Source organism: Rhodococcus baikonurensis (genome assembly GCF_040489275.1).
GTDB lineage: Bacteria > Actinomycetota > Actinomycetes > Mycobacteriales > Mycobacteriaceae > Rhodococcus_F > Rhodococcus_F baikonurensis.
Window position 1 is genome coordinate 78,486 of the sequence record NZ_JBEUOQ010000010.1, and the last position, 20,604, is coordinate 99,089.

The following is a 20,604-nucleotide window of genomic DNA, read 5'->3' on the forward strand; positions in this document are numbered from 1 at the left end:
TGACACTTGACAAAGGCTGTGAGGTGACTCACGATTACGGGGTACTTCGGATCCGCGACGATCCGCTCGGGGCAGTTGACACGAGCGAACCGCGTCGATGCCGTAATACGCACGGCGACAAGACCGTCCGTTTTCTTTCGCACCTACTTCCGTTCAGCTTTCACTCGTTACATGAGGAGTCGCGCAATGCGCCGTGAAGATGTCGAATTCTCCAGCGACGGAGTCACCGTCCGCGGTTGGCTGTACCGACCCGACACCGACGAAGACGTACCGGCCGTCGTACTGGCAGGCGGTTGGTGCTACGTCCGTGAGTTGGTCATGCCCTATTACGCCGAGGCCTTCGTGACGGCTGGTATGGCTGCGCTGGTCTTCGACTACCGCAACCTGGGCGTGTCGGACGGTGAACCCCGTCAACACCTGGACCCGAAGCAACAGATTCGTGATTATCAGAACGCGCTCAGCTTTCTCGAGCGCACTCCCGGCATCGACAACGACCGTCTCGGAGCCTGGGGCATCTCCTACTCCGGCGGCCACGTGATGATTCTCGCCGCGACCGATCCTCGGGTGAAGGCCATCGTGTCTCAGATTCCGGTGATCGACGGGTTCCGCAACATGCGTCGGATCCACGGGACCATGGGTTATCGAAAGCTGTGGGACGCGATCCTCGAAGATCGCCGACTCCGCTTCGACGATCCGGATCAGCGACTGCACATCGCTCACGCCAGCGAGAATCCCGAGGAAGAACTGTCTTCCTGGCCGTTCCCCGAGACGAAGACGACCTTCGCAGCTCTTCAAGCCACCGAAGCTCCTCTCTACCAGAACAGTTCGACTATGGAATCCGTCGATCTCCTGCTCGACTACGACGTCAACTATTTCGTGCCCAGGATCCTCGACACACCGTCGATGATGATCGTCGCCGAAGGTGACGACCTCACGTTGTGGGACTTGGAAATCGAGAGTTTCAACAACATCCCGACTCCGAAGAAAGAACTTGTCGTCCTGCCGCACACGTCGCACATGACGCTCTACAGCGACCAGTCCAAGCTCGCAGTGGCTGCCGAACACGCTTCCCGTTGGTTCACAACGCATCTGCTGTCGAAGTAGCGAAATCTCCCGTTTCCTCCACACCTCGAGAAGACCTCTCGAGAACCCCCTCTTGCGAGACCAAGGATGTGATCATGCCTTCGATCGAATCGAAGATCGTGGACGTCGCGCGAAACGCGACGTTCTCTCATCCACTGACCCGACGTTCCTTCTTCGCCGCAATGGGCGCAGCAGGCATCACTCTCGGCGCAGTGGCCTGCGGAGCAGGCGGCAGTTCCACCAGTACCGCTGCCGGCGGTGGCGCCGGTGCGGGAAAAGTCCAGGAAAAAACCCTCTGCCAGGTGACAACACTCTCCAACGACTACTTCGTCGCCTTCTCGGACGGCGGCAAACAGGCAATGGACGCGTTGGGCGTCAGCATGTCCTCGGTGGAGGACCAGGGCAACGTCAACACCGCACTGGGGCAGGTAGGCAACGTCCGCGCTTCGGGCGGCAAGTCGATCTTCGGCACTCCCGCCACGGAAGCTCAAGCCGCCGCTGTCACGAAGGCCTGCCAGGCAGCGGGGATCCTGTATGCCAGCTCGTACACGGCACCCGCCTGGTACACGCCTGCCGACGCGGACAAGTGGGTTCGTTTCATCACGCCGCCGTCGACCAAGATCGCCGTCGCAACCGCCAAGGCTCTGTTCGAGAAAGTCGGTGGCAGCGGAACCATCATTCATGTTCCGGGACAGAAGGGTTCGTCTTCCGATGATCAACGGACCGCTGGTTTGAACGCCGCGGCCAAGGACTACCCGGGAATCAAGATCGTCACCGCTTCGCCGGGCAACTGGACTTCGGAGGACGCAAGAAAGGCGTTCACGAACATCCTGCCTTCGGTGCCGGACTTCGTCGGGGTGTTCGCGCAGAACGACAGTCAAGCCGCAGGAGTCATCGCGGCACTGGATGCTGCGAAGATCACGGGCAAGATCGTTGTCGGATTCGACGGCAACAAGCAGAACGTCGAATACATCGCGCAGGGAAAGCAATACCTGACCAGTGCGACGGTCGGCGGACTCACGGCAGGAATTCTCGGTGTCACCATCTTCGATCAACTCAACGGTGTCGACCTGTCCCTGCCGGAGCGCTTCCTTTCACAGGGAGCACTCCTGGTGACTCCGGAGATCGCCGACGACGTACTGAAAACTGTGTACGCGCCTACACTTCCGTTCGACTGGGCAAAGATGAGCAAGGCTCTGCATCCTGACGACTGGGACCCGCAGACCGTACTCAACCCGATCGATCCGCGGGAGTACTACGCCGGCGTATCGCAGGACCAGTACACGCTGAACAGCGCCTGGAACTCTGCAGACATCACCGGAGTACGGACCGATTACGCAGCCGCTTTCCGATCGGGCCCGTTGCTGCAGTACAAAGATCAACTCGTGGCTTGAAATGAGTGATACGAAGGTGAGCGACACAGCAACCATCAGCTTGCGTGGGGTCTGCAAGAGTTACGGGCCCGTTCACGCCCTCCAGGACGTCTCACTCGACGTCAGCAGAGGTGACGTTCTCGGCTTGATCGGTGAGAACGGCGCCGGAAAGTCAACGCTGATCGGCGTTTTGACGGGAACGGTACGCCCCGACGCCGGCAGCCTCGACGTCAACGGGACTCACGTGGAACTCGGCGACTCTCGCACTCTCCGCGAACTCGGAATCTCCGTGGTGGTCCAGGAGCAGTCATTGGTCGATGCACTGCGGGTGTACGAGAACATCTACCTCGGACGTGAGGGCGAGATAGGTGGTTGGGGCCCCGGCCGGCGTCGGAGAATGCGCGACGCCGCCCAGTCCCTTCTCGACACCCTCGGCATCGAAGGGTTGCGCGCCGACGCCGTCGTCGCCGAATTGACATACCCACAAAGGCAACTGGTCGAGATCGCACGCGCCTTTTCGCGGATCACCGACGCCACCGAAGCTCCGGTGATCCTTCTCGACGAGCCAACCAGCGCGTTGACCGAGACCGAGGTGGAAATTCTCTTCGCATTGATCGAAGGGTGGCGCGATCGGGTGTCGTTCATCTTCGTGTCCCACATCCTGCAAGACGTCTTGCGGATCAGCACGCGGCTACTCGTACTTCGCGACGGGCGGTCCATCGAAACCCTCTCTGCCGACGGCGTCACGGCGGAGCGACTGCACGAGTTGATGGTGGGTAGCGAGCGCAGCGCCGACTACTACCGAGAAGGCGAACAGGCCGGAGCGCTGTCGACGAACCCGCTGATCGAACTCCGAAATGCAGGCAGCACAGGCGAGTTCGAGTCGGTCGATCTGGTCGTCCGACCGGGCGAGGTAGTGGGATTAGCTGGGGTCATCGGTTCGGGGAAAGCGTCGGTGGCCGCAACTGTCGCGGGTGCCGAGTCGTTGTCGACGGGTTCGATTCACGTCGGCGGTACCGTGCACGAGCACTGGTCGGTTCCCGCCGCCGTGGCCGCCGGCGTCCTGTACGTCCCACCGGAGCGCGCCCTGGACTCCCTCTTCCGCAGCGCATCGATCAGAAACAACATCTCGATCGGCTTCCTCGATCTCATCCGCCACCCGTGGACGCGGCTACTGCGTCTGCGGACCGAACGGGAACGGACGACGGAGTTGGCCCGCGCGCTGCAGGTCAAGGCTCCGTCGTTGTCGACGCCTATCGGGGAACTCAGTGGCGGGAACCAACAGAAGGCGATCTTCGCTCGGTGGCAAGGTCGCGAATGCAAAGTGCTGGTACTCAGCGATCCGACGCGAGGAATCGACGTCGGGACTCGCGAGGAGATCTACGGTTTGGTCCGATCGATGGCTGCGTCGGGGGTCGGTGTGCTGCTGTGCGCCGAGTCCCTCGAAGAAGTGATCGGAATGTCTGACCGAATCGTGGTCATGAAGGACGGGGTCATCAGCGCAGAGTTGGCGGCCCCTGCAGAGCACAAGCCCGCCGAAGTCGACGTGATCAAGCACATGATGTGAGGAATGCAGTGACCCAGACACTCTCGAAGCAATCGCCGGCCAGCGATGCCGCAGCGCCGTCAGGCGCGCGCGGTCTGCTGAGTCGACTCGATCAGCACCGCAACATAGTTGTTCCGACGGTTGCAGTGCTGGTCCTGATCATCTATTTCCAGTGGCGCACGGAAAGTTTCATCACTACCACGTCCGCGCAGAACATTCTCAACCAGATGGCTTTCCTGACCGTGCTCGCACTCGCCGGCACATTTGTCATCCTCATCGGCGGTATCGATCTGTCAGTCGCCGCGACGGCCACTCTCGCCGGAATTCTGATCGCCACATGGATCGACAAATTCGGTGGCCCGTTGGCGATAGTCATGGTGATCGTCGCGGGGGCTGTGGTTGGACTGGTCAACGGGTTGATCACGACAATGCTCAAGGTGCCGTCGTTCCTGGTGACGCTGGGAATGATGTCCGTACTCGACGGCATTTCCAATACCGTCTCCAAAGGCGGTCCTGTTTCCTACAATTCGAATCTTCTCCAGAGCCTGGTGAACGAGTCGATGATTCCCAACGTCCCCAACGGGGCACTGATCGCAATCCTGCTGACCATCGGCGCGACAGTCCTTGCCTTCGGTACGTCATTCGGTCGCCACATGTACGCGGTCGGTGGCAACGAGCGCGCCGCAGCCCTCGTCGGTGTTCGCGTACGACGCACCAAACTTGCTGTCTTCGCCGTCGCCGGAGCCGTCGCCGCGATCGCCGGAATCATCTTCACCGGCCAGGCCAGCACCGGCGTTCCGATGGGTGCCGGTCCCAGCCTGCTCAATTCCATCGCGGCCGTGGTGGTCGGAGGCACTGCGCTGTCCGGTGGCGTCGGCGGCCCACATCGCACGATCCTCGGCGCACTCGTGATCGTGTTGCTGAGCGCCGGAATGGACCTGACGTCCGTCGACCCCTACACACAACTCGTCATCAAGGGCATCGTGGTGATTGCCGCAGTTGCCCTGACCATCGACCGACGCCGATACGGAGTGATCAAGTGACCACCACAGCACGCACCACCGGACGCGTTTCGGGCAAGGTCGCGTTCGTCACCGGCGCAGCACGCGGCCAGGGTCGGGCACACGCGGTCCGTCTGGCCGAAGAAGGCGCAGACATCATCGCGCTCGACATCTGTTCCGACATCGACGGAGTTCCGTACTCACTGGCAAGCGAAGCCGACCTCGCCGAGACCGTCCGGTCGGTCGAGGCCGTCGGCGGGCGAATCCTGGCCGAGGTGGCCGATGTTCGCGACTTCACCGCGATCAAGGGTGTCCTGGACCGCGGGGTCGACCAATTCGGTCACGTCGACATCATCTGCGCCAACGTCGGTATCAACATCCCCTCGCCTACGCACGAACTCACCGAAAGCCAGTGGGGCACTGTCCTCGACATCGATCTCAGCGGCACGTGGCGAACCGCCAAAGCGGCAATCCCCTACTTGATCGAGCAGAGGGTCGGGGGCGCGATCATCCTGACCAGTTCAGCGGCCGGGCTCAAGGGATACGGCAACATCGCGCACTACACGGCCGCAAAACACGGCGTCAACGGATTGATGAAGACCCTCGCTCAGGAACTGGCTCCCCACCGAATCCGAGTGAACACCGTGAACCCCACCCAGGTCGACACTCCGATGATCATGAACGACGCGATGTATCAGTTGTTCTGCCCGAACATCGACGAGCCCACTCGCGAGGATTTCGCCCCGCTGTCACAAGCGATGAATGCGCTGCCCATCCCGTGGGTCGAATCCGTCGACGTCAGCAACGCCGTGCTTTTCCTCGCGTCCGACGAAGCCAGGTACATCACTGGCGTCGCACTACCTGTCGATGCAGGCGTACTCGTCAAGTAACTCTCCGATCACTTACTCATACAACGATTTCAGCAACAGGAGGATCCTCATGACCGGACGATTCGAAGGCAAGGTCGCATTCATCACGGGTGCTGCTCGCGGGCAAGGACGCAATCACGCGCTGCGGCTGGCCCAGGAGGGCGCGAACATCATCGCTCTCGACTCCGTCAAGGACAACGACACCGTGCCGTACCCCTTGGCCACGGAGGACGACGTCCAGGAAACAATCCGTCTCGTCGAAGAAGCAGGCGGCAAGATCATCTTCTCGCACGCCGACGTGCGCAACTTCGACTCGGTCAAGCTCGCCCTCGAAGCCGGGCTCGATCGCTTCGGGCACGTCGACATCGTCATCGCCAACGCGGGCATCCTCTCCTTCGGGAACGCGCACGAGTTGGACGAGGAGAAGTGGGGCGAAATGATCGACGTCAACCTCAGCGGGGTGTGGCGCACCGTCAAGGCCGCGATCCCCCACATGATCGAACAGGGCACCGGCGGCGCGATCGTCCTCACCGCCTCAGTTGCCGGGCTACGCGCGTACACGGGTGTCGGGCACTACGTCTCGGCCAAGCACGGCGTCGTGGGATTGATGAAGACTCTCGCTCAGGAACTCGCTCCGCACCGCATTCGCGTCAATACCGTGAACCCGACGCAGGTCGACACCGAGATGGTGCAGAACCAGGCGATGTACAACCAGTTCGTTCCCGGCACCGACAATCCGGGTCGCGACGATTTCGCCAAGGCCTCCGGAGACATGATCCTCTACCCGATTCCGTGGGTCGAAAACGACGACGTCACCAATGCCGTCAAATTCCTCGCCTCCGACGAAGCGCGTTACATCACCGGCGTCGCACTGCCTGTGGACGGCGGCGTGCTGGTCATGTGAGTGCTCGACCAGTTCAGGAGACTCTCGTGAACCGACTGACGAAGATGCCACCTCAGCCCTGCGGAGGAGCGGGCGTCCCTACCACCCACGAATGCCAGGTTCGACGCGCCAAACGCTCGCGAAATCGTGGATCGTACGCGGACGACCTCATCGACTTCGCAATCCTGTGGCGACCGTGGAACGGTGCCACCGCCGAGGACATCTTCGTCACTTTCGGTCTGTCGCCGCGGACGTATTACAACCGATTGCGATCAGCTCTGAGTGGGCCGGCGGGATCGGATCTGTGTGTGGGACTGAAAAAGGAACTCGCCCTTCTCGGCCCTGCCTGAACTCGTCGGCCCTGCTGGAATTCGCTGCACACCCTGTCGGAAACTACTTGGCGATCCCCGGGAACAAATCCGGGGAGACCACCGTTGAACACCCTGTCGGCGTCCGAACAAGCCCCGGGCCCCACCCCTTTTGTCGCTGCGAGCGACCACCCGCCGAGAGGCGCCTGTGGGACGTCGACACCTAACTTTCAACACAACACGACACTTTCAACACAACACGACCGAGGCCGCCCAATCACTGATGGGCGGCCTCGGTCGTTCTTTCGCAGGTCAGCCCCCTGCTATCGGTGCTTGGCTGCTCCCGTAGTCATTTTTCCGCCCAGAATCACGACGCCGTGATGGGTGCCCGCGGCCAACCAGTTCGGCAGTGTCGGTCCCTCTGCCTCGACGCTCACGCGCGCGTATCGGAACGACCCCGTCAGCCTGGCCGACGCGATCGCCACACCACCACCGGATTCCGGCTGCGCAAATCCCAACGCCCCGGCAATCGGCAGACGCGGCCCGAGCATCCGCGTGTCGGAACGCACCCGCCATCCGTCGCCGGTTGCCGTGAATTTCTGCTGCACGTCTCCGTCGAACTCGGCCAGCACCTTGGGCAGTTGCCAGTGGAACCGTCCGCCGTGCACCGAAGGTTCCGAATCCACCGCGATGAAAGGGACCGCCATCCGCGGCATAGGCCCGATCCGTTTCCCTGGCGCATGCAAGACCGGACTGGCGAGGATCTCGCGATACGGGCCGACCGGAGAATCGAGGTAGTCCACCATCATGGCTACCGTCACCGGAATCGTTCGACCGTCCGGCCCGAGCTCACGCGCCGCCGGCGTACTGCGGTGCCACCACAGTGTCGCGCGAACGGAAGCAGGCCACGGCGGCGGATCACTCACCGGCCAGTCGACGCGGTCACTTGTCGATTCAGGCACGCTCCACATCGGACACCTTCTCAGCTCGAATGGCCAGGGGAAGCCGCAAAGCGCCTGGTGCATGCGTCGGCACCACCGGATCGGACGGCAACGTCGGGTCGATACGTACGTATGGCTCGCCAGTCCTCGGGCGGGCGTCTGCGCCACCTTTGTTCGGCCACATCGCGCACGCTCGTTCCGCTTGCGCGGTGATGGTCAGGGAAGGATTCACTCCGAGATTCGCGCTCACCACCGAACCGTCCATGACGTGCAGGCCCGCATGTCCGTAGGCACGGAGATACGGATCGACGACACCACTCGACGCACTGTCCCCGATCGCGCAGCCACCGAGAAAGTGCGCCGTCATCGGGATGTTCACGATCTCGGCGATGGAACCACCCGGATCGCCGTCGATCTTCTCGGCGACCTTGCGAATAGCTGTATGCCCCTGCGGAATCCACGGCGGAGGTGGATCACCCGGCCCCGGCCTACTGGTGAGGGAACGTCCGAATCGTTTGGTGTTCTTGGAAAGTTCGAGGGAGTTGTCGTCGGTCTGCATCACCAGCGCGATGACGGTTCGCTCGGACCAGTTCCGCACCGACAAGGATCGGAAGAACGCACCCGGGTGCCGGGCCGCGACTGCCAGAGTCTTCAGCACCCGGGGAGTTCGCCCACCCCCGTCACTCAGGACAGTCTGCAGAAGACCTATCGCATTGCTGCCCTTGCCGTATCGCACCGGTTCGATATGCGTGTGATCGTCCGGGTGAAAGGAGGAGGTGATCGCAACGCCCTGCGTGAAATCCCGTCCACGCGACTTCGACGTTGCGGCCAGCACGGCTTCGGAATTGGTACGTACGACGGTGCCCAGCGTGTCCGACAGGCCCGGCAGGGCGCCGGATTCCTTCATACCGAGCAGCAGTCTCGCCGTTCCGTACGTTCCGGCGGCAACCACCACCTGATCTGCGGTGAACCTGATTTCTCGCCGGCGGACGCCGTCCGTTCTTCGGGCGAGCAGGTGGTAACCACCATCTGCGCTCGGCCGAAGGTCGGTGACGGTCGTGAGCGGATGAACCCTGGCGCCCGCTTGCTCGGCGAGATGGAGGTAGTTCTTGACCAGCGTGTTCTTCGCCCCGACTCGGCACCCGGTCATGCATCCCCCACATTCGGTGCAGCCGGTGCGTTCGGGCCCTTTGCCACCGAAGAACGGATCCGGCACGGAAACTCCTGCCTCCCCGAAGAAAACACCGACGGGGGTAGACGTGAAGGTCTCCCCCACGCCCATCTCTTCGGCGACGTCCTTCATCACCGCGTCGGCGGGAGTGAAGGACGGATTGGTACGAACACCCAACATCCGCTTGGCCTGGTCGTAGTACGGCGCCAGTTCATCGTGCCAGTCGGTGATGTGCGCCCATTGACGGTCTTCGAAGAACCGCTTGGGTGGCTGATACAACGTGTTGGCGTAGTTCAACGATCCTCCGCCAACTCCGGATCCCGCCATCACCAGTACATCCGGAAGCAGATGGATGCGCTGCACGCCGTAGCACCCAATCCACGGCGCCCACAGGTACTTTCGCAGTCGCCAACTGGTTTCAGGCAACTCGTCGTCGGCAAACCGGCGGCCGGCTTCGAGCACCCCGACACGGTAACCCTTCTCCGTCAGGCGAAGAGCTGCGACACTGCCACCGAATCCCGATCCGATCACCACCACGTCGTAGTGCGTCGTGGTCATGCCTCGACGCTTTCGATCTTGCGAGCGGAGTAGTTCTCGCGATCGAAATGCTCCAGCAGCGAACGGAATTTGAACGTGAACGTCGGCCACTGCACCGAGTTGCGCCCCTCCGGATCGATGTACCAACTCGAGCATCCGCCCTTGTTCCACACCGTGTGCTGCAACTCGTGCTGAATTCCCGTGTTGTAGTGCACCTGTACCGTCTCGTTCACGTCGAGTGCATCGATCCGCTCTCGCTTCATGGTGTTCAAGGCGTCGTTGACGTACTCGGCCTGGGACTCGAGCATGTACACGATCGAACTGTGTCCGAGGTTGGTGTTCGGACCGTACATGAGGAACAGATTCGGAAACCCGCTGACCGCGGTGCCCTTGTACGCATTGGGACTCCCGTTCCAATGCGCAGCCAGCGTCTCGCCATGTTTTCCGGTGATCAGATGCGCGACAGGCGGTTCCGTGGGAGTGAATCCCGTGGCGAAGATGATGGTGTCGACCTTGTGCTCGACTCCGCGACCGTCGACCACTCCGTTTTCTGTGACCGAGACGAGCCCGCTGTCTTCCAGACTCACGTCCGTGCGGTCAAGGGTGCGCAACCAGTCGTTGGACAGAAGCATGCGCTTGCAACCGATCGTGAAATCGGGGGTCAGTTTCCGGCGCAGTTCCGGATCTTTCACCTGCCTTCGCAGATGGAGGCGCGCGGCCGCCTCGAAGGCAGGCAGCACCCACGTCGCGTGCGACATCGCGGCACCGAGTAGCTCACGGAAGCCGTAAACCGCTCCGCGAACAACCTTCTGAGTAAAGGGAATCCGCGAGTACACGGCTTTCTGCGCAGCAGGCAGGGTGCGATCCATTCGCGGAATCACCCAGGCCGGAGTTCTCTGGAACACGGTGACATGGTCCGCCGGGTCGGCAATTTCGGGAACGAACTGAACCGCCGACGCTCCCGTTCCGATCACTGCTACGCGCTCACCGCGCAGGTCGTGTTCGTGATTCCACGTCGCCGAATGGAAAGTGGTACCGGAGAACTGGTCGAGACCGGGAAAGTCGGGAATCTTTGGAGTCGACAACGCCCCGGTCGCAGCGACCAGCGTCTTGGCCGTCAATGCCCCTCGGGATGTCCGAACACGCCACAGCGCCGCATCCTCGTCCCACACAGCAGCTTCGAGTTCGCAGTTCAGGACTACGCGATCCACGATGCCGGTGTCTGCCGCCACCTTCTTCAGATAGTCGTAGATCTCGGGCTGACGAGCAAAGGTATGACTCCAATCGGCGCTCGGCGCAAAAGAATACGAGTACAGCGCCGTCGGCACGTCACAGGCACACCCTGGGTAGGTGTTGTCGCGCCAAGTGCCGCCGATGTCAGCTCCGCGCTCGATCAACACGACGTCCGCCGCGTGATTGTCGCGAAGCATTCTGGCTGCCAAGCCCATACCAGCGAATCCGGCACCGACGATCAGCGTTTCGACATGTTCGGGAAGCTTCACTTCTTCTCCACTCGGGATTGCCAGGCCGGCAACAGTCGCGCCCTGAGCGCATCGTCGGCTTCGGGTGTACGGAAAAGGGCTGAGACTGCAAGACCGCGGACGAGTTCGATGGTGAGTTCGACCGACTCGGAATCGAATCGATCGCCGAACAACTCGGCGCTACCGAACTCGAGTGCCTCACTGACCTTGCGTTCGAGGGGCACCGTCGCCGCGTGCAGAACAGGATCGGTTCGCGCCGCGACCCACAATTCGAGCGCAGCGTAGAACAGCGGCCCGGAGAACGCGTCCGCCAAGACCTCGAGACCTCGGCCGCGATCCACTTCAGCGGTGAGGATTTCTTCAAGTCGCTTGTCGACCAGATACTCGACGGCCGCGACGACCAGCGATTCCTTGGTCGGAAAATGATGCAGTTGCGTACCCCGCGAGACGCCTGCGCGGCGGGCGATCTCTTGCGTACTGGTCCGTGCGTAGCCAAGCTCGACCAACGATTCGACGGCGGCGTCGAGCAGACGCCCACGCATCGCGGCAGTTCGTTCGGCCTGCGTACGGCTCACTTTCGCATCAGAAGTGGTCTCGGTCACAAGAACACTGTAGAGCCGAAACGTAAAACAGTCCAGACTGACTTCAAAACTTAGCCAGCCGATAACACGATCCGGACCAACCAGTCAGCTTCCCTGATAGCGTCTTCGCATCGAGAGGAGGGGATCGGTCGTTATGTCAGAGCAAACTGCATCTCAGCATCGCCGCATAGGGCTGGTGGAGGACCACGAGTCGGTGGCTATCGGCCTGTCTGTGATGCTGAAGGACGAGCCAGATCTCGAGTTGGTGTGCATCGGGACCACCGTGTCCGAACTTCTGGCGCAGAACGTCACCCTGGATCTGGCAATTCTCGACCTCCGATTAGCTGACGGGTCATCACCCAAGAGCAACGTCGAGCAACTTCGGACCGCCGGCCTCGAGACTCTGATCTTCACCGGGGCAGAAAACCCTTTCCTTGTTCGCTCGGCCGCGCGTGCCGGTGTACTCGGAGTTGTGCGCAAGTCCGAACCGACGGCCGTCGTGGTTGATGCGATACGTGCCGCCGCTTCGGGAGGGCAAGTGGTGACGACGGAGTGGGCCGCCGCCATCGACGGGGATCCAGGTCTAGATGAAGTAGGTCTGAGCCCTCGACAGCTAGAGGTCCTCGAACTCTACGCATCCGGAGAGAAAGCGGATCGCGTTGCACGGCTCACCGGTTTGGCACCACAAACGGTCAACGACTACCTACAGCGCATCAGGCAAAAATATGCTGCCGCCGGACGGCCGGCGCCAACCAAAACCGATTTGTACAAGCGAGCAGTCGAGGACGGGGTGTTACCGATTCCGGAACGGAGGGATTTCGGTAGAAATCTGACCCTGACTAATAATGACCTTCAGTAAAGAAAAAGTTCGGTAACGAATGGTTTTGCCAAAAGGCTGCCCCTGGAAATATGGGCAGAGGAATTGATGTCTGGGGAAATGACCAACTTCGACTTACATTCACCTGGTACGAAGACGGCGCTGTCGGGGAGTCTGTCATTCCGCTGGACGAAAGAAGGACGAAACTCATGACCGTCACTGTGGAAAACTGCATGGCACAGGATCCCGTCGGACCAAGTTTGTCGGATCGCGAAGTCGAGGTCCTCAGGGAATGGCTACTGAGTGATTCGAAGTCACGCGTCGCTCAAAACCTCTACATAAGCGTGGGAACGGTGGGGACTCACCTGTCTCGGATTCGCGAGAAGTATGCCGACGTTGGAAGGAAAGCACCGACGAAATGCGAACTACTCGTGCGAGCGATACAAGATCGGATAGTGACGATCGACGAACTCTGATCGACAGAGTTGCCTTCGACAAAACAGCCACAGCTTCTGACGAAATTCTGAGGCTCTTCGGCCGCTTCATCGGTGCAGGCTATATCTGCTATCTGCTATTGCTTGCCCCTGCCATTGCCGAAGCCACCGCGATGTCCGCGTCATGGTGGACCCCGCTGGCAGCGGTCGCAACTTTCGGTAGTGGACTGCTATTGGGAGCTTCGACGTTTCACGCGGACACCCGGTGGGTGAAACGAGCCGCGAGTGCAAACGCGATTCTCTACGTCGTAGTCATCCTCCTGTGGTGGCCGGCCTGGAATGGTGAGCACGTCACGGATTTCACGTTGTGGATTTCCAATTTCCCCGGTGTCGCCAGCCTTGCGGCAGCTGCGGCTTGGCGACCGGCCGCTGCCGTCGTGCACCTTTTCCTGGCGGCAACGCTCGCACAGTTGACCAATCACATAATCCGGACGAGTCCTACGACGCACCTGCTTGTTCCCGACCTCGCCTTCGCCTGGACATTTTGCGCGGTTTTCGTCGCAGCAGCCGTCATGGCCTTGCGCACCGGCCGAGTACTGGACGCGACCATCGCCACCACTCATGCCGCTGCCGCCGGTGCCGCCGCGGCCGAGGCCAAGTCCGTCGAACGCGAGAGATTCGACGCACTGATCCATGACACCGTGATGTCCACTCTGCTCGCTGCTTCGAGAAACGATGCCGATCCCTCGGTCATCGCTCAGGCGCGACGGACTGTCGAAAGGCTTGACGAACTCCGCTCCGGAACCGATCACGAGACGATTCTCGACTTCGACGGAATCCTCGCTCAGTTGCGTTCAGCTGCTTCGGAAGTAGATGAAAGCGTCGCGTTCGAGACTGCCATCTCGAGCGGGTCCGATCCGAGCGGATACGCACCCGACTCGATTCGTGCGATAGCCGGTGCGATGGCCGAGGCGCTGCGCAACAGCGTCAAGCACGCCGGAAGCAGTGCACGGCGTTCGGTTACGGTCACGGCAACCACAACCCGCCTCGAGGTAGTCGTCGAGGACGACGGCGTCGGCTTCGATCCGAGCTCCGTCGAGACGCATCGCCTCGGAATCACTGTCAGTATCCGCGGCAGAATGCGTCAACTCGACGGTGGATCGGCAACCATTCGATCGTCACCCGGTCGCGGTACTTCGGTGACTCTGACGTTGAGCTTGCCCGCAGCGGTGATGGCGTGACCAGACCGGACGGACGAGATGTCCGCGATCTTCTCGGCATGCACAGCCGTGCTGCTCGATTCATGGCTGCATGCTTCGCTCTCACCTGCGTGATCTCGGTCGCGTACACCTCCTCCGACGTCCGCGCAGTCTGGCCGATGGTTTTGGCAATTGTCGTGTGCTCAACTGCGGCATTCACACTCGTTCTGAGCAGAGGCGACCCGATGCCGCTGGGCCAGAGCCTTCTGGTGTCCCTGACCGGCGCCGTCACGAGTGGCCTGGTGTTGTCAGTGGTTCCAGTGCCCGTCAACGACATGACTCAATTGTGGATGTTCGGGATGTCGACGGCCGTTTTCACCTTCATGTGCGTTCGTGGGCGTACGGCACTCGCGTGGCTCGGGCTTGGGCTCATGGTGTTGGTGACCGCCATCTGGTCGTCCACTACCGGCCAGGGAGCCATGTACGGAGTGTCATTGACGGTCATCAACGCGGGCCCCGTTCTGATGTCGACCTTCTTCGCGTACACCATCCGTCCTCAAGCCAGGGTTATCTACGAACTTCGGGAGCAGTCCACCCAACGAATTGCCTCCGCGTCCGCTAGCGCTGCGGTTCTCGAGGAACGCGACGCGCAACTCGACAGGCTCGATCTCCTTGCACGCCCGCTTCTCGAACGGGTTGCTTCCGGGATTCCGCTGACAACGGCGGAACGGCAAGAATGCGAACTCCTCGAGGCGCAACTCCGAGATTCGCTGAGAGCGCCTGTCTTACAACAGACAGATGTCATCGATGCTGTGCATGCCGCTCGAAACCGTGGCGTCGAGGTGGTCCTGCTCGACGACCACGGAATGGATAGCGCGAACCCCGCCGTTCGCGACAGGATCCACTCGAGCATCGTCCGGGAACTCACCGCGATCACGCGAGGGAAAGTGACCATTCGGATCCTTCCACCACGGCGTACCGCTATGGCCACGATGCTGGTCGACGCTGAAGACGTTCGACGAATCGAGTTCGATCACAATGGAGTGCAGCCGGTACGGCAGGGAGATCGGGGGGAACTCGGCACCCCGTCCATGTCCGTCGATCCGACTACAGACAGCGCCGTCGATCCCGAATAGTTTTCGAGGCGAGTGAGATTCACCGGGTCGATCACCAGGAGAAAAGAATGATCTTCGAACTGCGTCCAGCGCATGTCGCTCGCGCTCTCGCCGCACTGTGCGCCGTTCCGATTCTGTGGACCTTCGCAGTCGAGGGGATCACCACGACAACGGAATACGACTACAGCACGGGCGAATTGTCCTCATCGAGCGACCTGGGTTCGCAGATCGGAAGCGTCGCGATCTGGATCGTCCTCGCCATCGCATTCGCCGCCGGCGCCTGGTATCTGGAGAAGCAGCGCATCGGTTGGCCCCCGGCAGCACACGAACAGCTGGTCAAACTTCAACTCGCATCACCCAACCGAAACGAGTGAAGCTTCCTATCGCTTCCTATCGCTTCCTATCGCCCGCGCGGAGAAGATTACTGGGAACAGTATGGCCCACAATCTCTTCCGCGACAGCGGCGGCCTGAATGCTCGCATCCAGGTCGATGCCCGTCGTGATGCCCATGTCCTCAAGCATGTAGACCAACTCCTCGGTCGCGATGTTACCGCTCGCACCGGGAGCGAACGGGCAGCCGCCGAGACCACCGGTGGATGCGTCCAGATTTCGAACACCGTGCTGCACAGCCGCCAACGCGCAGGCAATGCCAGCGCCACGCGTGTTGTGGAAGTGCACACCCAAGCCGAAGTCACCCACTCTTTCGCCGACAGCGTCGATCAATCGTCCGACACGTCCGGGCGTTGCAGTACCGATGGTATCTGCGATCGAGAACTGATCAACGCCGAACTCTTTGGCCTGCTCCGCAATCCGTAGAACGCGATCCGGATCGGTTGGACCGTCGAACGGACAGTCCCAGGCTGTAGCGACGATGACCTCTACCCGCCCGCCGGCGTCGTGAACGATCCGGACGACCTCTCCGATACGTTCGGTCGCTTGCTCCGTCGTCGACCGAGTGTTGGCCTCGCTGTGGCCGTTCGACGCTGACACAACATATTCGACGGTTTTCATTCCTGCGGCGACGGCCCGCTTTGCTCCGCCGATTCCGGCGACCAATGCCGAGAACTCGATACCCGGCCACCGGTGCAGCTCTGCGGCCAACGACTCCGCGTCGGCTAATGCCGGCACAGCTCGCGGCGACACGAATGACGTCGCCTCGATGCGCGAAACACCCGTCGCAGCCAGAGCTTCTACGAGTCGAAGTTTGTCCGCCAGCGATACTGGCTTTTCGATCTGTAACCCGTCCCGAGGCCCGACCTCGCGAATGCTGACCGCGGGAACACCTGCTTCAGGTACCGACACGTCAGATCACGCCCTTCTTCTTCAGTTCTTCCTGCTCGTCGTCCGAGAGTCCGAGGATCCCGCCCCAGACGGAAGCGTTGTCGTGCCCCGGCGACGATGCTCCCGCGTTGCGCACGGACCCGGGTGTCTCACTGAAGGTAGGCACGACGCCCAGGCCGAGGACGTTTTCGCCGATCCGTTCGTCATAATGGTCGACGAGCATCCCCCGTTCGATCAGCTGCGGATCCTTGACCACATCTTCAACCGTATTGATCGGCCCGGCAACAACTCCCACTTCGGTGAGGCGTTCCACCAGGCTGGTGGGATCTTGGAGCGCGACCCAGGCGCTGATCAATTCGTCGAGCTCGTCCTGATGCTTGCCACGCGCAACATGATTGGAGAATCGGTCGTCATGCGCTAGTTCCGGTCGACCCATGATGGTGCACAGACGCACGAAGAGCGTGTCCTGATTGGCCGCGATCACCACCCAGTTTCCTTCCGAGGTCTGGTAGATGTTGGACGGCGCGATACCCTCCAACCTCGTTCCCGAGGGCTGCCGGATGATCCCGCCCCGATCGTAATCCGGGATCGTGGATTCCTGCACTGCCAGACAGGATTCCGTGAGGGCAACGTCCACCACCTGACCACGGCCGGTCCGCTCTCGCGAGAGCAACGCCGCCAGCACTCCCTGAACGGCGAACATCCCGCCGAGAGAATCTCCGAGTGAAAGGGCAATACGCGGAGGTGCCTGCCCTGGATAACCGTTCAGATGCCGAAATCCGCTGACCGCTTCGGCAACCGAGGCGTATCCGGCGCTCTTCGCTTGCGGGCCACTCTGTCCGTAGCCGGATACCCTGGCCAACACCAACTTCGGATTGCGCGCGCTGAGAACGTCGAATCCCAGACCCCACTTCTCGAGGGTGCCCGGCCGGAAGTTCTCGACCACCACGTCGGCATGTTCGATCAGATTCAGAAACAGGTCTCGGCCCGCGTCGACCCGAAGGTCCAACGTCACACACCGCTTGTTGCGGGCGTGAACCGTCCAGAAGAATCGATGACCGTCCTGCTCTGCCTGACCCCAGGTACGAAGCGGATCGGGGCGGTCCGGTGATTCGATCTTGATCACGTCGGCACCCATGTCGCCGAGCAGTTTCCCGGCGAAGGGCCCGGCGATCAAGGTTCCGAGTTCAATCACCCGATATCCGTCCAGGGGCCCGGTGGGCGCACCTTCCGACACAGCTGCCTCCTCTGGGAACTTTTCTCCCTTTGAAGGCTACGTCACCACCCGGTATCGCAACATCATGTCGTGGTCTTCGTGATCGAGCATGTGGCAGTGCCAGACGTACCCCTGCAGGTCTCCCATGCCGGCTTCTCCGTGGGCCGAGTGATCTGCCATGGACCCTCTCGCGAAAGTTGCATCCGGATCGAAGCCCAACTCATCGGCGGTCGGAAAGCGCACGATCACGCGGGTGATCGAGTTGGCATCCACGATGACCGTGTCCTTCTCCCCCGTTTCCCACACTTCGGGAGGCCGCAGCGACGAAGTCACGAATTCCTCTGCCGACGGCGTCCACCGGACCCCCAAGTCGGGCACCGGATACCGCTGCATCAGCGCTGCCGTGTCGATGCTTTGGCGTCCCACAACGCGGAACGCCACCAGATGCAGATGAATCGGATGCGGTTCCGTGGTGATGTTGATCAGGTTCCATTGCTCGACGGTTCCCTGACGCGGCAGTTCGATATCCGAATCGGTGAACCTCAAATTGTTGAGCGACATAGTGATCGACGGGTAATCCGAGGGACGCGACAGCTGCATGATCGTGAGATTTCGCACCACATCCGGGGACGCTGGTTCGGCGGCAACGGAATTCAGCTGCTGTGGGATCGATCCGGTGAACCCCGCTGCGCTGCCAACGTCGAACCGACAGAACACCGGCATCACCTGGGTGCCGCGTTGAGCCACCGCAAGGGGTACCGGTTCGTCGTTGCGCAATTCCACCGTCGTGCCCGGCTCGAGCATACTGAAGTCGACAAGCAAATCAGCGCGCTCACCCGGACTCAACCGAACGTGATCCGTCGGCGCAGGAGCGGCCAGCAACCCGCCTTCGGACCCGATCACCCAGAACCGCATGCGATTTGCGAAGTGTAGATTCCACACCGAATAGGTTGCTGCATTGAGCAGGCGCAAGCGGTACAGTCCGCGAGCGACTTCCAACTTCGGCCATACGACGCCGTTCACCACACCCAAGTCACCGGGAGTCGCAGGGTCCCAGGACCCCTGCGGAGTGAGCCACGTGGAACGGACACTCTGTTGACCGTCGGAGGTGAATACCTTGTCCTGCAGAATCATCGGGAGTTCGAACTCACCGGACGGCAGGCCGAGTGAGTTCCCGGCGGTGCCTGTGTCAGCATCGTCGCGGAGAAAATACATCCCGACCAACCCGGCGTAGACGTTGAGGCGCGTCATCCCCATGGCATGATCGTGGTACCAGAGATTGCCGGCGGCACGACCATTCGTGTATTCGTGGACCAAGCCTTCGCCCGGACGCTGAATCAGCTCCGGATGCCCGTCGAACTGCGGTGCGGTTACACCTCCGTGCAGGTGAAGCGAAGTGGGGACCTGTGTACGGTCGAGGTCGCTGACGCCGTGTAAACCCGGATCCACATCCGCGGCAAGCGGATACGCAGCAATGTCGTTGGCATACCGGACTGTCACGAGCTGATCGACGTGCGCCTCGATGGTGGGGCCCAGATAATCCATTCCGCCGTAGCCCAGCGACGGCGACGTCGGTAGGTCCGGATGGAAACGGTGCATCGACGAGGCCGCACGAATTTCCAGATTGCCACCCGAAATGCTCGGCAGGACAGGAAGGGACTCCCGGAACGGTTCCAGCCGGGGAGATGGAAGTTGGAACGGGCGCAGCGGATCGACATCAGGAGGTCGAGCCGTCGCAGATCCAGCGGACAATGCGCTCAGTCCAGCCAGCAGGCCCAGCCCTTGAACAAACGATCGGCGACGGATCTTGTGCGACTCGTCCACTCACGGCCCCCTCACGCTGACGGCATCCGGAGCGGGTTACCCGCGTGCTCGCACGGTCAAACACCGACCACCTTCTCCAACCAAGGTTTGAGGATGGGTAGAACATGAGCCGGTTGCATTGCCTGCGTGTGATCCAGACCGTCGAGTACCTCGATATCCCACCCTGCCGACCGAACGGCGTCGAGGTCGAAATCGGCCGGCGCGACCCGTACCCCACCCCATCGGTCACCGTACTCGATGACGTCTTGCGAACCGACGAAACACATTCGCGGACATAGGATGCGCTCTTGAATCGTTCGATCGTCGAATTCACCAAGTGCGCGGTACAGCGTCACGAACTGCCGGGTCTGCGCTTCGGTCAATGCAATGTCGATGGAGTTCCAATCGAACTCGTCCGGCGATGCCGTGGACTGCAATGAGGACTGGGGCGGTTCGCTCGCCATGCGATGTGTCGCTTCGGTGACCTGGAGCATTGCCTTGTACGGCCCATCCACCGGCGGGAAACCGCCCATGACCAGTGCGGTCAGACGATGGGTGCGCAGCGCCAACTGCAACCCACACACAGCCAGCCAGGAGTATCCGTAGTAGGCGAAGTGATCGATGCCAGCAGCATTCGCCACGGCCAGAAGATCTGACGCGATCTTGTCGGGAGTGAGCGTGTCCGGAGCAGGCGACGCCATCCGGTGCCCTTCGTAATCGAAGGCAACCACGGTGAAATTCGACGCCAATGCTTCCACGAATGTTCGACCGAGCGCCGGGTCGACGCCCCAGGCACTCAGTTCTTCCGCCTTGTCGCCGGTAGCCGGGATCGGGTTCACGGGCATGAGCACGGCTGGGCCATGTCCGAGAACCTCCACCTCGATAGTTGTCCCGTCGTGAAGTCTTGCCTCAACCATGCCCACTCCCAAATCTTTACACTGTAAAGTAATTAAGAGTAGCGCGAC

The 20,604-nt window shown here is 61.3% G+C and carries 20 protein-coding genes; 12 read left to right on the top strand and 8 right to left on the bottom strand.

From position 1 onward, the window contains the following. Window positions 1-186 precede the first annotated feature (186 nt). The 7 genes from ABWI03_RS22185 to ABWI03_RS22215 all read left to right on the top strand — a co-directional run bounded on the left by ABWI03_RS22185 (window position 187) and on the right by ABWI03_RS22215 (window position 7,105). Window positions 187-1,104, top strand: coding sequence for an alpha/beta hydrolase (locus ABWI03_RS22185; RefSeq protein WP_166811855.1), 918 nt, complete (start codon window positions 187-189; stop codon window positions 1,102-1,104). A gap of 74 nt (window positions 1,105-1,178) precedes the next feature. Continuing rightward, complete coding sequence (locus tag ABWI03_RS22190) at window positions 1,179-2,477, top strand: sugar ABC transporter substrate-binding protein (RefSeq protein ID WP_166811857.1); 1,299 nt, start codon at window positions 1,179-1,181, stop codon at window positions 2,475-2,477. A gap of 16 nt (window positions 2,478-2,493) precedes the next feature. Then, window positions 2,494-4,023: a sugar ABC transporter ATP-binding protein gene (locus ABWI03_RS22195; RefSeq protein WP_166811859.1), complete on the top strand. Its 1,530-nt coding sequence runs from the start codon at window positions 2,494-2,496 to the stop codon at window positions 4,021-4,023. A gap of 8 nt (window positions 4,024-4,031) precedes the next feature. Next, window positions 4,032-5,045, top strand: coding sequence for an ABC transporter permease (locus ABWI03_RS22200; RefSeq protein WP_298776303.1), 1,014 nt, complete (start codon window positions 4,032-4,034; stop codon window positions 5,043-5,045). After that, entirely contained in the window at window positions 5,042-5,893 is an 852-nt protein-coding gene (locus ABWI03_RS22205; protein ID WP_166811861.1) for a mycofactocin-coupled SDR family oxidoreductase, read from the top strand. The genes ABWI03_RS22200 and ABWI03_RS22205 overlap by 4 nt, the downstream gene beginning before the upstream one ends. A gap of 49 nt (window positions 5,894-5,942) precedes the next feature. Then, window positions 5,943-6,776: a mycofactocin-coupled SDR family oxidoreductase gene (locus tag ABWI03_RS22210; RefSeq protein WP_020905939.1), complete on the top strand. Its 834-nt coding sequence runs from the start codon at window positions 5,943-5,945 to the stop codon at window positions 6,774-6,776. A 26-nt stretch (window positions 6,777-6,802) separates the two neighbouring features. After that, complete coding sequence (locus tag ABWI03_RS22215) at window positions 6,803-7,105, top strand: hypothetical protein (RefSeq protein ID WP_298776307.1); 303 nt, start codon at window positions 6,803-6,805, stop codon at window positions 7,103-7,105. A 281-nt stretch (window positions 7,106-7,386) separates the two neighbouring features. Here ABWI03_RS22215 and ABWI03_RS22220 read toward each other — a convergent pair whose 3' ends face one another. The 4 genes from ABWI03_RS22220 to ABWI03_RS22235 are packed head-to-tail and all read right to left on the bottom strand — an operon-like array spanning window position 7,387 to window position 11,735. After that, the gene (locus tag ABWI03_RS22220; RefSeq protein ID WP_298776309.1) at window positions 7,387-8,034 is read right to left on the bottom strand and encodes an acetoacetate decarboxylase family protein; all 648 of its coding nucleotides are present in this window, start codon (window positions 8,032-8,034) and stop codon (window positions 7,387-7,389) included. Continuing rightward, complete coding sequence (locus tag ABWI03_RS22225) at window positions 8,018-9,733, bottom strand: GMC oxidoreductase (RefSeq protein WP_298776312.1); 1,716 nt, start codon at window positions 9,731-9,733, stop codon at window positions 8,018-8,020. Before ABWI03_RS22225 ends, ABWI03_RS22220 begins: the two co-directional genes overlap by 17 nt. Continuing rightward, window positions 9,730-11,214, bottom strand: a complete 1,485-nt coding sequence (locus tag ABWI03_RS22230; protein ID WP_298776315.1) for a flavin-containing monooxygenase — start codon at window positions 11,212-11,214, stop codon at window positions 9,730-9,732. The genes ABWI03_RS22225 and ABWI03_RS22230 overlap by 4 nt, the downstream gene beginning before the upstream one ends. Beyond that, window positions 11,211-11,735, bottom strand: coding sequence for a TetR/AcrR family transcriptional regulator (locus ABWI03_RS22235; protein ID WP_020968240.1), 525 nt, complete (start codon window positions 11,733-11,735; stop codon window positions 11,211-11,213). The genes ABWI03_RS22230 and ABWI03_RS22235 overlap by 4 nt, the downstream gene beginning before the upstream one ends. Before the next feature lie 193 nt (window positions 11,736-11,928). On the opposite strand from ABWI03_RS22235, the gene ABWI03_RS22240 reads away from it, so the two are divergent. The 5 genes from ABWI03_RS22240 to ABWI03_RS22260 all read left to right on the top strand — a co-directional run bounded on the left by ABWI03_RS22240 (window position 11,929) and on the right by ABWI03_RS22260 (window position 15,713). Further along, window positions 11,929-12,633 (top strand): response regulator transcription factor, encoded by a 705-nt coding sequence (locus ABWI03_RS22240; protein WP_166811873.1) that lies wholly within the window; start codon window positions 11,929-11,931, stop codon window positions 12,631-12,633. Window positions 12,634-12,824: 191 nt separating this feature from the next. Beyond that, window positions 12,825-13,067 (top strand): LuxR C-terminal-related transcriptional regulator, encoded by a 243-nt coding sequence (locus ABWI03_RS22245; RefSeq protein ID WP_166811985.1) that lies wholly within the window; start codon window positions 12,825-12,827, stop codon window positions 13,065-13,067. Beyond that, complete coding sequence (locus ABWI03_RS22250) at window positions 13,010-14,266, top strand: sensor histidine kinase (protein WP_253252818.1); 1,257 nt, start codon at window positions 13,010-13,012, stop codon at window positions 14,264-14,266. Before ABWI03_RS22245 ends, ABWI03_RS22250 begins: the two co-directional genes overlap by 58 nt. Further along, complete coding sequence (locus ABWI03_RS22255) at window positions 14,263-15,360, top strand: DUF8320 family protein (protein WP_298776319.1); 1,098 nt, start codon at window positions 14,263-14,265, stop codon at window positions 15,358-15,360. Before ABWI03_RS22250 ends, ABWI03_RS22255 begins: the two co-directional genes overlap by 4 nt. 47 nt (window positions 15,361-15,407) lie before the next feature. Further along, window positions 15,408-15,713, top strand: coding sequence for a hypothetical protein (locus ABWI03_RS22260; RefSeq protein WP_298776321.1), 306 nt, complete (start codon window positions 15,408-15,410; stop codon window positions 15,711-15,713). 16 nt (window positions 15,714-15,729) lie between these two features. Here ABWI03_RS22260 and ABWI03_RS22265 read toward each other — a convergent pair whose 3' ends face one another. Genes ABWI03_RS22265 through ABWI03_RS22280 form a run of 4 tightly spaced genes read right to left on the bottom strand, consistent with a single transcriptional unit; the run spans window position 15,730 to window position 20,556 of the window. After that, window positions 15,730-16,641, bottom strand: coding sequence for a hydroxymethylglutaryl-CoA lyase (locus tag ABWI03_RS22265; RefSeq protein WP_298776323.1), 912 nt, complete (start codon window positions 16,639-16,641; stop codon window positions 15,730-15,732). 1 nt (window position 16,642) lies between these two features. Continuing rightward, window positions 16,643-17,857: a CaiB/BaiF CoA transferase family protein gene (locus ABWI03_RS22270; RefSeq protein ID WP_296554961.1), complete on the bottom strand. Its 1,215-nt coding sequence runs from the start codon at window positions 17,855-17,857 to the stop codon at window positions 16,643-16,645. A 36-nt stretch (window positions 17,858-17,893) separates the two neighbouring features. Next, window positions 17,894-19,660: a multicopper oxidase family protein gene (locus ABWI03_RS22275; RefSeq protein ID WP_298776326.1), complete on the bottom strand. Its 1,767-nt coding sequence runs from the start codon at window positions 19,658-19,660 to the stop codon at window positions 17,894-17,896. A gap of 56 nt (window positions 19,661-19,716) precedes the next feature. Then, entirely contained in the window at window positions 19,717-20,556 is an 840-nt protein-coding gene (locus ABWI03_RS22280; RefSeq protein WP_298776329.1) for an alpha/beta fold hydrolase, read from the bottom strand. Between the last annotated feature and the right edge of the window lie 48 nt (window positions 20,557-20,604).

Bases quoted from the DNA above. Each gene is read 5' to 3' on its own strand.
- ABWI03_RS22235 (WP_020968240.1), bottom strand. From the start codon at position 11,735: ATGCGTGGGCGTCTGCTCGACGCCGCCGTCGAATCGTTGGTCGAGCTT.
- ABWI03_RS22185 (WP_166811855.1), top strand. From the start codon at position 187: ATGCGCCGTGAAGATGTCGAATTCTCCAGCGACGGAGTCACCGTCCGC.
- ABWI03_RS22240 (WP_166811873.1), top strand. From the start codon at position 11,929: ATGTCAGAGCAAACTGCATCTCAGCATCGCCGCATAGGGCTGGTGGAG.
- ABWI03_RS22190 (WP_166811857.1), top strand. From the start codon at position 1,179: ATGCCTTCGATCGAATCGAAGATCGTGGACGTCGCGCGAAACGCGACG.
- ABWI03_RS22210 (WP_020905939.1), top strand. From the start codon at position 5,943: ATGACCGGACGATTCGAAGGCAAGGTCGCATTCATCACGGGTGCTGCT.
- ABWI03_RS22260 (WP_298776321.1), top strand. From the start codon at position 15,408: ATGATCTTCGAACTGCGTCCAGCGCATGTCGCTCGCGCTCTCGCCGCA.
- ABWI03_RS22245 (WP_166811985.1), top strand. From the start codon at position 12,825: ATGGCACAGGATCCCGTCGGACCAAGTTTGTCGGATCGCGAAGTCGAG.
- ABWI03_RS22280 (WP_298776329.1), bottom strand. From the start codon at position 20,556: ATGGTTGAGGCAAGACTTCACGACGGGACAACTATCGAGGTGGAGGTT.
- ABWI03_RS22225 (WP_298776312.1), bottom strand. From the start codon at position 9,733: ATGACCACGACGCACTACGACGTGGTGGTGATCGGATCGGGATTCGGT.
- ABWI03_RS22220 (WP_298776309.1), bottom strand. From the start codon at position 8,034: ATGTGGAGCGTGCCTGAATCGACAAGTGACCGCGTCGACTGGCCGGTG.
- ABWI03_RS22250 (WP_253252818.1), top strand. From the start codon at position 13,010: ATGCGAACTACTCGTGCGAGCGATACAAGATCGGATAGTGACGATCGA.